The sequence below is a fragment of the Pseudonocardia sp. DSM 110487 genome (assembly GCF_019468565.1).
Taxonomy (GTDB): Bacteria; Actinomycetota; Actinomycetes; order Mycobacteriales; family Pseudonocardiaceae; genus Pseudonocardia.
This window is the reverse complement of sequence record NZ_CP080521.1, coordinates 9,553,582-9,570,673: the sequence shown is the minus strand read 5'-3', so window position 1 is coordinate 9,570,673 and position 17,092 is coordinate 9,553,582. Positions and strand designations below refer to the sequence as shown.

1 protein-coding gene (cut by both window edges) is annotated in these 17,092 nt (G+C 72.3%); it reads left to right on the top strand.

This entire window lies inside a single protein-coding gene on the top strand: locus K1T35_RS44885, encoding a rhomboid family intramembrane serine protease (protein ID WP_220257718.1). The 60,423-nt coding sequence extends 29,736 nt beyond the window's left edge and 13,595 nt beyond its right edge, so the window shows coding positions 29,737-46,828 — codons 9,913 (complete) to 15,610 (partial); the first complete codon in view begins at position 1. Both the start codon and the stop codon lie outside the window.

Sequence of the window (17,092 nt, the reverse complement as noted above, 5' to 3'; positions counted from 1 at the left end):
ACCAGCCAGGATCCGCTCGACCCAGCCGTCGCGGGCACCGATCCGGCGATGATCGCCGCGGTCGTCGAGACCGGGGTGCACGACGGCCTGCCCGCGCAGCTCATCGCCAGGATCACCGGGCTGTCCCTCGAGCGGGTCACCGAGATCATCGAGGCCCACCGCGACAACGGCGACGAGAACAACAACGGTGGCGCGCCACCGACCGTCGGCGGCCCGACGACCGGCGGCCCCGGCGCGGGTGGCTCCGGGGGCGCGGCGGCCACCACCCCCGGTGGTTCCGGCGCCCCTGCTGCCGGCTCGAGCGGCACTGTCTCGACCGGGCCGGCGGCGACGACCGCCGTCAACACCACCGCACAGCCCCGCGCGCCGCCGCTGTGGCAGCGCATCTCCGAGCGCAACCGCGCTTGGCGGAACGGGACCGGCCTCTCGCACCGGATCCTGTACCTGTTCACCGCTGCGTTGGCGAGCGGGATCGGGCTGTCCTCGATCTACACCTCGCGGCTGCTCACTCAGGCCGTGGCCGGCGTACCCGAGGGCAGGCTGTTCACCCTCGCCCTGCTCGGCGCACTGGTCGGCAGCTTCACCCTCGTCCCGCACTGGGACCGGATGACCGGCCGGGTCAGGCCCGTTGCCGCGCTACTCGCCACCGCCGTCGGTTACGGCCTGTTCGTCGCGCTGTCCCTGGCCGGCAGCGGGGTGCTGTACCAGGTCGGCGCATTCCTGCTCGGCCTGGCTGCCTCGCCATGGATCAAGGTGCTGCTGCAGTCGTTCACGTGGCTCGAAGCCCGCAACTTCGGCTGGTCGGCAACCACGAAGGCGGCCATCCTGCTCGTGATCCCCCTCGGGTTCGCCGGGGTGCTCACACTGCAGGACCTGCTCATCCCGGCGGTCCCCGGCCACGGATCGGTCGACTACGACGCGCTCCTGCCCGGCATGCGAGCCGCCGCACTCGCCACCGCCGCGCTGGCGGCCACCGCTGCACTCGCCCTGGCGGCCGTCACCCCGTCGGAGGCCGGGAGCCGCGAGCCGATCAGCGTGAAGCGGATGCTCGTCGGTTCGTTGCGCGGGCTCCGCGACCCGTACGTGGCCACTGTCGCGGCGGCATACGGCCTGTCCGCCGGCATGCTTGGCGCCTTCGACGAGCTCTGGCTCCACGTGCTCCCGCACACCGTTCCCGAGTGGCTTCCCGTGCTGCTCAACTTCGGCGTCGTCAGTGGCGCCGTGGTCTTCGTGTTCATCGCGTTCTTCGGCGACCGCGCCACGCGCCGCAGCGGTGGCGGTGAGGACTTCATCGCGCGCCGCGCCGGCCCGGCGTTCCTCATCACCGGTGCCACCATGGCCGTCGGCGGACTGTCCGTCGCCGCCACCCAGCACCTGTTCGGCAACCCCACCATCGGGATCGTCGTCAACGCCGCACTCGGCGAAATCGGCTCCACGATCATGATTCCGCTGGTCGACGCCCTGTTCAAGAACCGGTTCCCCGGCGACACCGCGGAAGCCAGGAAGAAGCGGGACGAATCCAACGAGGCCGCCAACACCGCCAAGGTCCTCGGCCAGCTCGTGCTCGGCGCGCAGATCGGCGCCATGACCTATGCCGGCAGCGGGTGGAACGGTGCCTCGCTGCACATCGCCGGCCTCGGCGTGCTGACCTTCGTCGCCACCCTGGCCGTGTTCCTGTGGCGGCCGGGGCTCCTCGCCGGGGTCATCCAGCGACTGCGCACGCTGGGGCGCGATGACACCGGTTCGACTCGCATCGAGACCGTGCTGATCCTCGGCGCTGCCGGAGTGGTGGTGGCCGCGCACGTGCTGCCGTGGGCGCTGTTCGGCGTCGGGCTGGCGCTCGGGCTCGGCGTCGTCGGCGTCGTGGCCGGCGTGCACGGATGGGGCCACGCCGTGAAGCGCGGGCCGGCCAATGCCCGCGCGCCGCCGGTCGCCCGCTGGGCGGTCCGGGTGGCCGCCGGTCTCGTCGTCGTCGCGGTCATCGTCTGGTTGACCGACGAAGTCGCGCACGCCGGCGGCGCGCTCGCGATGGCGGCGATGGTGCCGCCCTTCGGGCCGCGTCACAGCGCCCGCCGCAACGCCAAGGACGCCCTGCGCAGGGACGTCGACGACGCCGACCAGCGGCGGAGCAAGGCCGCCGCCAACGAGGCGCATGCGCTCGCACTCGTGCGGGACGCTCGCGCCCGGGTGGAGAACGCCCTTCAGTGGGCGCCGGCGCTGAGGGCAACGCTGCGCGGGTTCGGGCTGCCCGAGGACCAGATCGCCGACCGGTTGGGCCGACTGCTGCCAGGGCCGAGGGAGATGATCCTCGCCCAGCTGGACGCCCCGGCCGACCCGGCAACCGTCGAGCTGCCGTCCGAGTTCACCACCTTGACCGAGGAGAACTTCGACCGCGTCGTGGGCGACGCCGTGCGGGCGCTCCACGGCGAGCTGGACGGGACGCTCACGACCTACGGAAACGTCGCCACGCGCTCGAGGACCGCTCAGGCGGGCCACCCCAATCTGATCGCCGAGGCAATCGCCGCCGCGGTGGCCGCGGGGCTGCCCCGGCCGGTGATCGCCCGCGTCACCGGCCGGCACTCCGATCTGGACCAGGCCCGGCCGGGGTTGGCCGAGCGGGCCGCCAGCTGGCTGCGCGCCGCTCCCGGTCGTGTGGCGACGATCGTGCGTGGCACCGCCCGCGCTGCGCGGCTTCGCGTGGTCGCCGGGGCCGGTTCGGCCGTCGAGGGGCTGCGGGCCGCGCGCGGTCGGACGGCGACGGCTGTGCGCGACGCCGCCAGGTGGGTGCACATTCGTCTGTCGCCGCGCGCGGCGCGGCGCGCCGACGTGGCCGAGCGCGCCCAGGTGTGGGAGCAGGTGGCCGCCGCCCAGGCGCTGCCCTCCGGCAACCTGACGCTGCTCACGGTCCTGCGTGCAGCACTGGCTGCTGCCCGTGGAGAGATCACAGCGGAATCCGTGATCTCCCGTCAGGGCTTGCCTGCAGACGAGGAGGCGACCACCGGCGTGCTCGACGCATTGGTGCGGGCGCGCCTGCTCGACCGCGTCGAGGGCCCGGGCGTGCCGGCCTACCGGCTCGGCGCCTGGGTCAGGGTGCTCGTGGAGGCCGCTCCGCCGTCCTTGCGCGATGCGCTCGTCGCGAACCCGCCCGCGGTGTTCCGTGAGCTCGCGCCGCTGGAGACCCGCAGCCTTCCCGATGAGCAGCTCGTCTCGGTGGCCGAGGCGCTGCAGGCGCAGGTGCGGGCGAGCGTGCCTCCTGACGGGCGCGGCCCGCGTGCGTTCTGGCAGCGCACCCGCACGCTGCTGCGGCACCAGCGCGCCGTCGCCCGGCTGCACGCGGCGGCCGCCGCCGCCGAGGGAGGGTCCCGCGCCGTCATGCGGACCGCCGAGGCGTTCGAGCCCGCAGACCGTACGTCGTCCGGCATCGCGACGGTCTTCGAGAACGCGCGGGAGACGCGCGAGATCGCCGAGGTCCAGCTTCAGCGGGCGGTGCGCGACGGGCTGGACGCCGCGGCGCTCGCCGGTGTGGCGCCGCGTCGGGCCGAGCGTCTGCTTCGCCGGGCTGCCCGCGGCCGCGGCATTGCCGGCCTTCGGCTCCGCATCACGCACGTCCTGCAGCTGGACATCCCGGTGCAGGGCGAGCGGGCTCGCGCGAGGGTCGCCGCTGCCGGTGCCGGCCTCGTCGGCATGGGCACTGCGGTCGGGGTTGTCGGCACGACGCCGGTGGTTGGCCCCGTGGCGGTGGCGTTCGTGACGACCGGGGTGGTTGCCCTCGTCCGGTCGACGTGGACTCCGCGGCAGGCGCGCGCTCCGCCGCCGGACCATCGCGCTTCTCGAGACCGTCGCGCCGCGGTGGCACGGGTCGCGATCATCCTGGGGAGCGGCTTGGCCGGGATCGGCATTGCGCTGGCGTTCGGGCCGTTCAACGAGCTCCTCACGGACTTCTTCGCCGGTCTCGCGAAGAAGAAGGGGGCGGCAGCCGCGGCGCGTGCCACGCTGGCCGGCCTCGTGGTGAGTGCGTTGCTGTTGTACCGGTACGACCTGCGCCGCTGGCTGGCCCAGCAGGGGCGTGGCTACCAGGTCTTCCCGCGCCGCGCAGCCATGTGGCCCGCCGTGCTGGTCGTGCTGGTCACGGCCGGTTACAACATCGCCAAGCTCAGATTCGACCGGCTCGCCGACGTTCTGTCTCAGCTCTCGACCGAGTACGCGGGCGTGGCCGGCGCGGTCGCGGCGCTGACCTACTTGGTGCAGCGCAAGGAGCTTGCCCGTACCTGGGTGCAGATGCTGCGCAGAAGCATGGTCGCCGGGGCGCTCGCCGTATCGGCCGTCGGCATCATGGCCCTGTTCGGTCTGACCCAGGGCCCGAAGACGACCTGGGGGGAGTGGCGGTACGGGCTGCTGATCAGCGTGCTCGCGATCTTGCCGAACTCACTGCTCTACGACGAGCTGACGTACCGATGGGACCGCATCGGAGCCCGCTGGACGAAGGTCTGGCTGCGCATCCTGGGCCGCGTCGCAGACGATCCCGCGCGCAGCGGCTTCGCCGGATGGCTGGCCCGGGCGGCAGGCTGGGCGACGAAGCGGGCCGAAGCACAGCGGGTGGACTACCTGACCAGTAGCCCGCCGGACTTCCGGCTCGTGCTGCTCAAGACGCTCGACGTGGTGCTCGCCGCGACCGGCGTCTATGTGATCGTCTACCCGCCGGGCGGCCAGGACTCGCCGACGGCGCTCGCGGTACGGACGGGAATCGTGCTGGTCGGGCTCGTGGCGAGCGGCCGGCTGCGTGACCGGTTCGAGATGGCGACCGGCAACTACGGCTACCTCAGCCCGCGCACGCAGTACAGCCCGGAGCGCGCCGCGTGGTGGCACCGGCTGCGCACGAGGGGCCGGGAGATCGGGCGGCTGCTGCCGCGTGCGCGCAGGGCGCGCATCGGTTTCGCCGAGCTCCAGGGCGGCCGCGGCGCGGAGCTGCGATTCGGGGCGGACGAGGCCCGATCCCTCGCACAGATGATCGTGGACGCCGTGACGGCGCGGGTCCCCGAGCACGTCGAGCCATGGAACCACGTTCCGGACACCGCTCAGGGCGCGGAGCGCGCCGCGATCGAGGAGGCCAGGACGCGGGAGCGGCTGGCAGACGCGGAGCGCCGGGAGCACCACGTGGTGGCAGAGACGCACTCGATCCCGGTGCTCGTGGCGAAGCGAGACGTCCTGCGTCGGGTCGCGACGCAGCTGCGCGCCAACGGCCGGTCGGATGAGGCCGAGGTCTTCGAGTTCGCGCTGGCTGTCCTCGAGGAGCTGGCGACGGAACGGCAGCGGAGCGCTCTGGGGTTGCGTACGGATCTGGCTCCGAACAGCTCGGGATGGTCGACAAGCTTCTTCGAGGTCATCGACGAGCGCGCCACTCTGCGCAGCAACTACCTCGACCTGCGTCTGCACCTGCTGGAGCTGCTCCTGGAGCACCACATCACGCACGATCCCGAGAACCCGCTCAGGCGCCAGATCGAGGACGAGTTGGACCGGCTCTACCACCACAAGGCGCGCGAGCAGGTGCGTCAGGAGGAGCCGGCCCCGCTGTCGATGGTCGCCGAACTGCAGCGCCAGCGCCGGGACAGCGCGCGGAGCGCGCTCCGGCAGGCGGACGAACGCGCGCTCGCGCCGGTCGATCGCGCTGCCCAGGAGCGGCGTGCGGCCGTACTCGGCGCGCTGCGTCCGTTGACGCAGCTCGTGCACGAGAGCGAGCTGCTGCACGACGAGCGGGCGCGGGTGCGGGCCCAGTGGCGCAGCGAGCAGCGGCAAGCGATCACCGAGAGCCCGCGGCTCGACGGCTCCCTGCTCGAGACCCTCCTGGTCGTGGCCGGCCGGCCGCGGGGCGTGCTGGTGACCGCCGACGACATGGCCACCCTCATGGGCGGCGAGGCAGGCACCCGGCAGGAGCGACTCGCCGCACTGCAGGACATCGGCGCGCTCACCGGCGAGCCGAGCACCGGCTACACCGTCGACGACCAACTGCGAGGGCTCTGGCGCGCCGCCCGCCCGCAGTTGCGCCGGGCGATGCGCCGCAACCCTCTGCTGCTGCCCGGCGCCGCCGAGCTGGGACCTCTGACCCTCGCGACCAGCGGGCCGGGTGCCGAACGGGCCTACCGGGCGCTGCTCGAGCTCCTGCACGACGCGAGCCTGGTCACCCGGCACCACCGCACCGGGCCGCGCGACGACATCGGCGTCCTCATCGGACTCCTGCGCGGGCTGCCCTACCAGCTGCGCCACCCGGACAGCCGGCGCGAACACCCTGCGCTCGCCGAGCGGTCGATCCCGCGCCGGCTCCTCGCCGCGCCCGGCAACGAGTGGCGCCGGATCCGGACCAAGGCGACGACCCTGCGCGCAGACAAGCGCCGGCTGCAGGCGCTGCTCGCGATGGTCCGCGCCACCGACCGGCAGGACCAACGGGTCCGGGCGGCAGCGGCGATGCGCGTCAGGTTGATCAGCGAGCTGATCGGCGACGCACCGCGACGTTCCCCGGTGGCCTTCGACGCGCACGCGCCGAGCGGCTCGATCAACGATCTGGTCACTGCTACCGGTGCGACCCGCGCCGGCGCGTACGCGGTGCTGGCCTGGACGCGGGACGCGGCGGCCGAGCGCGCCGAGGCAGTCGGGGCGTACCCGCACGAGACCGACGTTCTGATGCACGACGTCGACCAGTCGCTGCGCCTCGCCCCGGGCGCCGACGCCGGACCCGAGCGGATCGTCGATGACGTGCGTGCGGCGCGGAAGGAGCTGCGGGCCGCCCGGAGGGCGCTCCGGGCGCTCCGGCCCGGTTCGTCCGCGCGCGAGCGTGAGGCGGTCGTCCACCGCGCCCTGGTGGCCCGCGAGCGGCACGGGCGGGTTCGCAGGATGGCGTGGGAGGCGCGGCTCTACCGGTTCAGACTGGCGTGGCGGCAGATGGAGCTCGCGAGGGCAGCGGCGGGCGCGCTGGACGGAGAGCTGCTGCACACCGACCTCGTGTTCCCCGCAACGCCGGTGCTCGGCGGGCCGACGATCCCGAACCAGGTGGACGGCAGTGGCATCCTCACCGAGCCGGGCATCGTCGCCCGCACCGAGCGGGGCCTTGGCAATCTGCGGAACCAGGACGCCGCCGCGATCGGCGTGCTTCCGGCAGGGGCTCGGTTCGCGGTGGTCTCCGACGGGCTGGCGGGCGGGCGTAGCTCCGAGGAGGCCTCCCGGGCCGCTGCCGAGGCGGGGCGCAACGAGATCATCGACGCGGTGACCGTCCGCGGCGTTTCCGCCGCGGAGGCGAACCGGTCGGCGATCTACCAGGCCGGGCTCGCGGTGGCCGGCCTCGGTCGGCTCGGTGAGGCCGATCCGCCCGCGACCGCCTACATGTCGGTGGTAACCGTGCCGATCCCGGGGGGCACTGAGTTCAGGATCATCTGGGTCGGCGACATCCTCGCCGTCTGGATCCCGGCCGCGCGCGGCGTGCCAGCCATCGTCCTCAACTCCATCCACGCGGAGGCCGGTGCCCTGACCCAGTGGCTGGCGGTCAACATGCGGGCCGAACCCGAGGAGACCAGCCGGGAGGTGCGAGGGCCGGGGGTGCTCGTGATCTACACCGACGGGCTGTGGAGCACGGTCCCCGATCCCACGACCGTGATCTCGGCAGCGGGCCGCATCGACCCGGCCGTTGCGGCGGAGGAGCTCCAGGCAGAGGCCAGGGCCGCGAGCGGCGCCGACGACGCGACGGTCGTGGTGATCGGGATCCCTGACACCGGTGGCCCGGGGGTCCGCGGCTCGCCGACGACCGGCGCGGCGGGCCCGGTCGCCGGCCCGCCGAGCCTCGGCTCGGGTTCGACTGTCGCTTTCGCCGGGCCGGGCGGGTCCGCGACTGGGCGCGGCGTGCACTGGTGGCGGTTGCCCCGGCTCTACCGGCAGACGCGGGCCCGTTGGGGGCTGTCCTCCAGCCCGCGGGGACTCGGCGGTGGGGGACCGCTGTCGGCGGTCGTCCCGCTCCCGCTGGCCGCCGGTGTGGCTGCGCACCAGCTCGGCGGTTTCGGGCAGATTGTTGCCGCCGCGGTGGCGGCTGTCGCGGTGTTGGTCGTCGCGGTTCGCGCGCTCGGGCCGCGTGTCCGCGCCATGGCGAGGGCGTGGAGCGAGCGGGGGCCGCCGGGGGTACTTCTGCGGCGGCTCGTCGCCGCCCTACGGCGGCTGGCCCAGGTTGCGGTCGTCGCGGCCGTCATCTGGTTGCTCCCGCACGCAGGCGACGGCGCGCTGCTCGCCGCCGCACCGCCGCTCGCGCTGACGGCGCTGAGCGAGGCGGAGACGCCCTCCCTCGAGCGGGCACTGAGCGGCGCCAGCCTCGAGTGGGGGGTGCCTGGTGTCGGCAGGGCGGAATGGTTGGCCGGCCTGCGCCCCGAGGCTCGGGTCGGCTTGAAGGTGGTCTCCGCGCACAGCGTGATCCGGCGTGCAACCGACCACTTCAAGACCTCCAAGCAAGGCTGGGCGACGAGCATCGAGGGCATCGCCGCCTACACCGTGGGCCGGACGCTGTACATGATCGACGAGCGGGTCACCGAGATCCGCGCGCACGTTGCGGCGCGTCGGCTGCCCGAGGACTACGTCGACCAGTTGCTCGACTACGAGCGGACGTTCCGGGTGAACGAAGGAGACGAGCGAACCGCGGAGGCGATCCGCGCCAGGTTGCTCGGAATGCTGCGCGAGGCGCGCGCTCTGGCGAGGGAGAGCATCGGAGCCGACCCCGAAGGCGCCTTGCGCGCGGTCCTGCCGCACACCGAGCAGGCGCCGGACGGACTCATCGAGCTGCTGCCCCGCGCCGCCCGGCGCTCCGCCGTGCGCATCGTCGCCACCGATTACCTGACCGACAGGCTGCGGGCCCATTGGCTGACGCAAGCGGGATTCGGTGCGTACGCCGACGCCGATCCGGAGCATCTGCCCGGGCAGGGGCGTCATCCTGACCTGTTGGTCACAGCTGAGACCAAATCCGCGATCGAAGACGCGAGGAGGCACGCACGGACCCTCGCCCGCGGGATGGATCTCGTTCCGGTCACCTCCGATGACGGGTCCACGCGCTGGTTCGTCACCAGCCGGCGCGCCGCAGAGGTCGCTGCACACCTCGCCGCCGGCCGACTCGGCGCCTGGCCGGAACCGGTGGCGGACGCATTCGAGGCCTGGGCCGCCGAGTTGGCACTGGCTCGCCAGATGACCGCCGAGGCGATCGTGGCGGCCATGCTGACCGGTGGCCCCGCGGCGACCGCCGTCGACGTGATGGACACCGCGGCGGTGGTCAAGGCATTGCTCCCGGCGGACAAGGTGCGTGGCACCCACCGCTCCGAAGTAGAGCGCGGCACGCGTATCGCCGTGGAGGATCAGGTCGAGCGGACGCCGGAGCTGCTGTTCAGCCCAGGCAACGAGCAGGTCGGCCTGATCGACCCGATGTGGACGGAGAACACCGGCGCGACCCCTGAATTCACCGAGCACGGTCTCGCCTTGGAGCTTCCCAACGGTCTGCGGATCAGCGGGAGGTTCCTGGCACGCAGCACCGCGCACACGCCGCTGAGCTTCGCGGTTCGGGCATTCACCACGACCGTGGCGCAGTGGGTCGGGCATCCGGTCACCAAGCAGGAGGTGCTGATCGCCCTCGGCTCGTTCGCGCTCGGCACACCGGTGGTCACGCTCCTCGCGTCCGACGGCCAGGACATCGTTCAGCTCTACCGGGCGACGTTCCCGCGCGTGTCGACGAACCGGCCGGATACCGAGTGGGAGCTCGCCGTGCTCCAGCCCCGGGCCGTCCACACGGCACCCGATGGAAGGGAGTCTTCAGAGCAGTACCCGCAGGTACTGCTCAACCTGTACCCCGGGGGTGCAGACGTCGACGCACTGAAGCAGTCGTCGTCCCGGCTGAAGTTCGTGATCGAACACGGGACCGGCAAGTCGTACCGGCACGAGCCATCGAGCAGCATCCGGCTCGAGCACCGGACCAGCACGCGGCTCCTCGCGGACTCCGCCACCGCGCCGGGCGTGACGAAACGCGGCAAGGTATGGAGACGCGCCAGCGTGTGGATCACCTTCGAGGCGGACCACCGGGGCTGGGCGATCACCACGAAGGCCGATCCGAGCCCGAACGCCGTCCGGGTTGCGGCGGTGCGGTTGCGGCGCATTGTTCCACGCAAGCCGGGGTTCGCTCCGATAGCCGAGACCGCCGGATCCGTGCGGCCGGGTGAGCTGGTGTTGCTGCTGCTCTGGCACGAGAACCCCAATCCCCGTCCCGGGAAGCCCGAGAAGCAGCGAGCGATCATGGTTCCCGGGCGGGTCATGAACGTGTCCGGCCTCGAGGTGCGCATCGGAGTCGCGGCCGTCACCGGCGTGCACCGCGGGTTCGTGTTCTCGAGTGAGGGTCTGTTGGCCGGCCTGATCACTGCTGACGCCGAGCCGTTGGCCGACGAGGTCTCGGTGCGCGCGTTGGCGCCCGAGCCGCTGCGCCACGCACTGGCCGCTGTGACCCACCGTCTGGGTGTGCCCCTGTCGACCGCGTATCCGGGCGCCGTAATTCGCGACTACACCGACGCTCAAGTGGCCCTGCTGCGGCAGGTGCTCGGCGAGACGAATCGGGTGTACTCCGCGCCGCCCTCGGCATGGCAGGCGCTGGCCGAGGACAAAAAGGTGCGCTTCATCTCGGACGGCAACCTCCGTGCCCATCTTCGGACGGGCATGGATCTGGCGGAAGCCGTCGACGTGTTGCACCGAATGGTGTTCTTCCCCCTCGGGACGGTCTTCTACGTCCCCGATCAGCGGACGCACGAGGTCGCTGGGCACATCGCCGCGCGCCGGCTCAGGGATGACTGGCCCATCGAGCTGCTCGCCGCGTTGCGTGCGGGGCGTGAGGATGTGGTCGCCGAGCTGGTGGCGGAACTGGTGCTCGCCCGCGAGACGGTGGCCGACCACGTCGTCGAGATCATGGTTCGGGCCGGCACCGACACGATGACCGTCGACGCGCTGGTCGGCGAGCTGCTCGCGCTGACCGACGCCCCGACAGGCGGCGCCCGGCGCACGGAGCTGTCGAGGTTCACCCGCGCGGTGCTGGTCGAAGCGGTCCAGGCCGCCTCGGTGCTCGTCGAGAAGGACGGCCGGGTCACGCTCGTGCACCCGGACACGGGCGAGGACGCCCGTGCCGCAGGCCCCGACGACAACAACCGGCCGGGCCCGACCGCGTCTGGTGGTGGCGCGGGACCTGTCGGCGGTTCGGAGCCGGGTACGGCCGACTCCGAGGGTCGGGCAACCCCGGGGACCGGTGCGTCGGCCGCGGCAGAGCGTCGGGCAGACACGCCGATCGGCGACAGCGGTGGCGCACGGGCAAGGGCGCCTCCGGTGCGCCCTGTCCTGGTCTGGCTGCGCGGGTTCTGGCGGGTGCTGCCGGCCGTGGCGCTGGTGGTTGCCGTGTTGGCGAGTCGATATGGCCACGACGCAGGCGGGGCGACACTGGCCGCGGCCGTGCCATTCGCCGGGTGGCGGCCGGGGCGGAAGCACCCGATGCGGACGGTGCTCGACGAGCTGCATCGTGGCTACGTGCCCGCGCTCAACCCGGTGCGCTCGGCCGACGAACCGCTGCTGGCGGTGAGCGCCTCCGGTGAGGAGATCTCGGGGCGCAACGCCGCTGCGGTCCGCATGGCCGCCGCCGCTTCCCGACCGCGACAGACGCTGAACCGGGCCGAATTCGCCCGCTGGGCGGGGCTCGCGGACGCCGAGCTTCCGCCCGGCTTCGTCGGCATGGTGGTCCTCGAGGGCCTCCAGGACCGGCTCCTGCAGGAGGAGTTCGGGCAGCAGGCACACCCGACCAGCGACTTGGTGCACGCGCGAATCGCCGACCTGCTGGTCGTCGACTCCGAGTTGTTCGATCTGCTCGACAGGGTGGCCCTCGAACACCGGCGAGCCTCACATCGGTTCACCTTCGCGCGCTGGGACCGGGTGCATGACGATCGCCTGCTGCCGCCCCGCGTGCCTGGGCTGAACGAGTTGATGGCCGCGCGCACGCGGGCTATCAAGGTGGCCGGCCCGCTGATCGATCGCCGGTCGGGCGCCGTGGCCATCGCGGAGTTGCGGGGCTGGGGTTCGGTGCCCGCAGAGCAGCTGACCGATGTCCTCGCCGCGCACGGATGGCTCGGGCAGCACGGCGGATCGGCGTGGGCGATCGATCCGGCCTTGATCGCGGCCGGTGCCGTGCCGGTGGTCGAGGACGGCCAGGTGGTGCCGAGGCTCGACAGCGACGACCCGGGCCGGGGTGCGCTGTGGCTGCGCGGCTCTGGATCATCCCGCCACGGCGGATACCTGGCCACCCTCCTGCACCAGCTGCGTTGGACCAACGCCGGGTGGGCGGCGCCGGCGGGGTGGCGTGGCCCGGCGCACGGCGAGGTCGTGTTCGGCGCCATGACATCTGCCTGGCGGCACGGCCGGTTCGGCCGGCCCCGGCGCGTGGCGGAGGACCTGTATCTGCTGCATGCCGATCTGGACGGGCCGTGGGCCTCGGTGTTCCCCCACGGGGTGGAGTTCGCGGTGCGCCGCGACCGGGAGGGCCGGCAATGGCTGGACAATTTCTACCGCGGCCCGGCGATCGACGCCTCACCCCGGCTGGCGGACGCCCTCGATGCCACGTTCCAGGTCCGCACAGCCGACTCCGAGGCTGCTGGGGTTCGGGTGGGCGAGTACGTCGGGGTGACCCCGTTGCACGTGGTGGACCGCAACAACGCGAGCCTCGTGGTCGGCCAGGACGATCTCGGGTTCCAGCCGGCGACCCACGTTCGGATCGAGCTGGATGAGCTGAGCCCGTCGCATCGCAAGGCTCTGACCGCGCGCTGGAACGGCACCGTGGACTTCGCGCTGATCGTGGCGGACTTCCCCAACCTCTACGGCCCCGGCGACGGCCCGGCGATCGCCCAGCTGGCTACCGAGGAGCCGGTCGAGGGCACCCTGCTGGCCTCTCGTGGGCGCCCTGGATTTGCGTGGAAGGTCAACGTGGGCTTGTGGCGCCGAGGCCAGGCACTCATCCCCACCTCACCCGGAAACTCCGGCAGTTCGGTGTTCGCCGGCGATCTCCTCGCCGGCATGCTCACCGGCAAGGACGTCCTCGACCTCGACCACATCGGTGGGGCCGACATGCTGACAGCTCCGCAGCTGGCTGAGCTGATCAGCATGGCCGTCGAGAAGGCCATCCGGCTCGGCCTGTTGCCCTCGAGCGCGGATACCGGCCCGGGCGCTGCGGTCGACAGCTCGAACGGGTCCACCACCCTGGAAGGCACCACCAACGGCGGCCATGCGTTGGCTGCAGCGGCGTACGGCTCTTTCGCGTGGACGACCCGGCCGGATGCCGGTGGCGCGCCGAACTTGGAGCACGACGCACCGTTCGGCGTCGTGGTGATCACCGATCTGCCCGAGCTCGCCGACGGCGCTGCGGCGTGGATCCCCGGCATGTCCGCGGCGGAGCGCGAGGCCCGGGTGCTGGAGCTGGTGGCGGCCGCAACGGCGAAGGCGCCGATCGCGCTGCACGAGAAGGGCGTGCTGCGGGTGGCCCGGGTCCGTTTCGACGGGCCGGTCGCCACCATGTCGTGGGACGGCGACGCCGCGACCCGAGAGGCCGAGCTGGTGACACAGGGGATCGGGGCGGGACGCCACCTCGTCGTCGGGCTCTACCCGATTCACGAGGGTGCGCCTGCCGGCCTCATGGCCCACCCGGGGCTGCGCCTGGCGGCCGCGCAGCGCAGCGTGGTCGCCATCCGGGACGACGCCGGCCGCATCATCGCTACCGGCGTCGTGATCGAGGCCGCCACCGATTCTCGCCCCGCGCGCGTTCACGTGGCCTACGAGGTCGCCGAGCTCGTGAACGGCCGGTTCACGGTGGACGAGCTGCCGATCACCGGCCTGCGCAGCGTCCCGCACCCGATGCAAGAGCTCGCGGAGTTCAGCGTGTGGGGACTCGACCGCCCGGCCATGCCGGTGCGGGCGGACCCGCTGCGGCTGGGTGAGCTGGTCACCTTGATCAGCCACTCGGCCGGTGCCCAGATCACGACCCAGACCCCGGTCGTGGCGGTGGATGGCGGAACGGTCGAGACGATCGCGATGCTGCGGGGAGACGTCCCCGGCGTGCCGGGCTTCGACGCGCAGGGCCGGATCGTGATGTCGACGACGCTGCAGAGCGGCGGCCGGATCGTCGGGCTCGGCCCGGAGCCGCTCACCGCGTTCGAGAACCGGATCGCGACCGACGCGGCCCGCCCTGTTCCGCCGGCGCACCGCAGGCAGGACTTCGGTCGACCGGGGCCGGGCCCGCGGCAGCTCGCGGACTTGGTCCAGGACGGCCTCGAATCGCTCGCGACGTTGATCCGCGACCTCCGCGACGAGCTGCCCATGCATCCAGAGGAGGTGCTCAGCAGGCTGGGCGACGACCCGGCCGCCGACGTCCTGGCCTACGTGTGGGAGCAGCTTGCCCGCGCGCCCGCCACCGCTGAGTTCAAGGTACTGGCCGAGCGGGCCGACGAGCTGCGCACCGAGTTCCGGACGCTGCACCGGAAGGCGCGTCGTGCCGCCGAGCAGCGACCCGGCCTCGGTGGCGACCGCGGGTCGGTCACCGCCGAAGGCACGGTCGCAGGGCTGTTCATGGCCGGGGCCGCGGTGACCGCGGCAGCTTCGATGGGCGCGCTGGCCGACGGGATGGCCTGGGTCGGGCTGGCGGCGATGGGCGCGGCGATCGTGGCGACGCTGATCGCATGGATCGCACCGGTCCTCGGCCGGGTGCTCGGCTGGCTGCGCTACACGGTGCAGCCTCGCTCGCCGCCGTCCGTCGACAAAGCGGTCGCACAGATCAGTGAGGAGCTCGGGCTCACCGAGCCGCGGGTGCTGCGGGCGTTGAGGCGCGCTTACCAGGTCGCCTGGCGCTACCAAGCGCCGTTCATCACCAAGATCGTCTACGACATGCTGCCCGACCTGCGTGACGACGTCGAGAAGGGCGACGCCACGCTGGTGTTCGTCGGCCGTGACGGCACAACCTTCATGTACGCGTTCCTCGCGCTGGCCCCGGCGTCGTTGGCTGCACGCGTCGCCGAGCTCGTGCTGCCCCGGGCCATCGTCGGCGCCGCTGTCGTCGACGTGTACGGGGACCGACTGTTCGCGGACGGCAACGAGTTCCGCCCGCCGGCCGGGAAATTCAAGGCCGAGGACGTTCCCGGCGCCCACGCGCGGCTCACCGATTACCAGCTCGCCGAGCGCGTCCCGGTCACCACGCGGGGCGCCCGGATCACCCTGGTGGACTCGAGCTTCAAGGGGTCGATCCAGGTCTGGCTGCAGGTCCTTTACCCGGCGATATTCCAAGGTCGCTACGCCTTCTTCGGCGAGTCCCCGCACGACCCGCACCCCGGCACCAAGAAGGGTTACGAGGTTCATGTGCGCGGTGACCGGCTGAAGAAGAAGCTGCCCAGAAGGCTGCGGAAACTCTTCACACACGCTCAGGCCATCGGGGCGCTGGAGGACACCACCAACGGCAGGTGGACCAGCCCGACCCGGATCAACGAGGACGGCAGCCTCAACCGCATCCGGCTGCGCGACGCACCCGATCCGCTCGCGGAGCTGAACCCGGCGCTCGTTGCCGAGGTGTTCACCGACCCCCTGGTCCGGGAAGCCGTGCAACACCTGAACCAGATCGCCGTCGCCGACTACGCCGCCCACATCGCCGGGCTTCCGAAGTACCTGGCCAACGCGCTGCTCACCCTGGGGCACCGGCGTTACCGCAGCGCCGTCCGGCGCTGGATCACCCGCAGCTTCTTCCAGAACCCGGCATTCAAGGAACTCGCGGACGCGTTCGTCTACCGCACGGAGCGGGAGCAGATCGAGAAGCTTGCCGAGAAACTCCGCGACAGCGACTTGTCGGATGAGGCGCAGAACAAGATCTGGTCGGGGTTCGACCGCATCCGGACCGTCGAGGAGAAGAAGAACTACGTCAAGCAATTCCAGGGGTCGGCACCGTCCATTCCGGGAACGAATCTCCCGAGGACCATGCTGGGCACAGCGGCGGCGGTGATCGCCACCGGTTCGGTGATCGCGTTCTACGGGTTCGAGAACTTCGCGATCGGTGCCGCTGGAATCGGCCTGCTCACGCTGATCGGTGCGATCGACAAGTACGGACGCCCGGCGGCCAGGGCCGTCGTGGTAGTCGGCCTGGCCGCAGGTCTCGTCCTGCTCGCTGCCACCCCTGCCCACGCTGCAGCCGAGGTGGCCGCGGCCGGCATGATGACCCTCTACCTCGGCGCTGCTGCCGCCGTGGTGGCCACCGGCGCCGTGATCGTGCTGTGGTGGCGGTCGGCCACGACGACCGCACAGCTGATGGCCGAGCTGCGTGGGCTGTTCGCCAAGCCGGAAACCGAGCTGTTGCACGCCGTCGGACGCATCCAGCACGCCCGCAAAACGGCGCGGAAGCTGCAGTTCCGCGGAGCGCTCGACCGCGCGATCGTCGAGGCCACCGATCGACTCTGGGACCAGCTGGCGGCCCGAGCCTGGACCATCGCCTGGGATGCCGGCACCGAGCAACAGCGGTTCAGCGCGCTGTCAGGCCTGTACCTCCCACTGCAGATCGCGCGCACGTGGGCGACCGAGTCGATCGATCTTGCCGACGCTGAACGCCGCCATGAGCTCGACCGGATGCTCACCGTGGCCGATCTGCTCGCCGCGCCGCTGGCCGAGCAGCTCGACCTGTACCGGAGAGAGGGGCTCGGCTCGCCGCGGCTGCGCCGGCTCGCCGACCTGCTTCAGACCATCTACCAGCCGCTGATCGCGCCGCTTCGCGGTCTGACCGAGCCCGCCGCCCTGGCGGATGCGCACATCCTGCGCACCGCCGCGATCTGGAGCCTTGGCTACGCCGAAGACCTGCTGGCGAGAATCGTCCCCGCCGACTTCGAGCGCGGCGCCGAACTCCTCGACGCGGCCCGAGACGCCGTCAGTGATGCACGGGCGCTTGCCGGACACGACCCGGATCTCATCGCCCGACGGATTGACGACCTCGCGGAGCGGATCGATGTGTTGGGTATGGCGCTCGACGAGCGGCGGGTCCGAG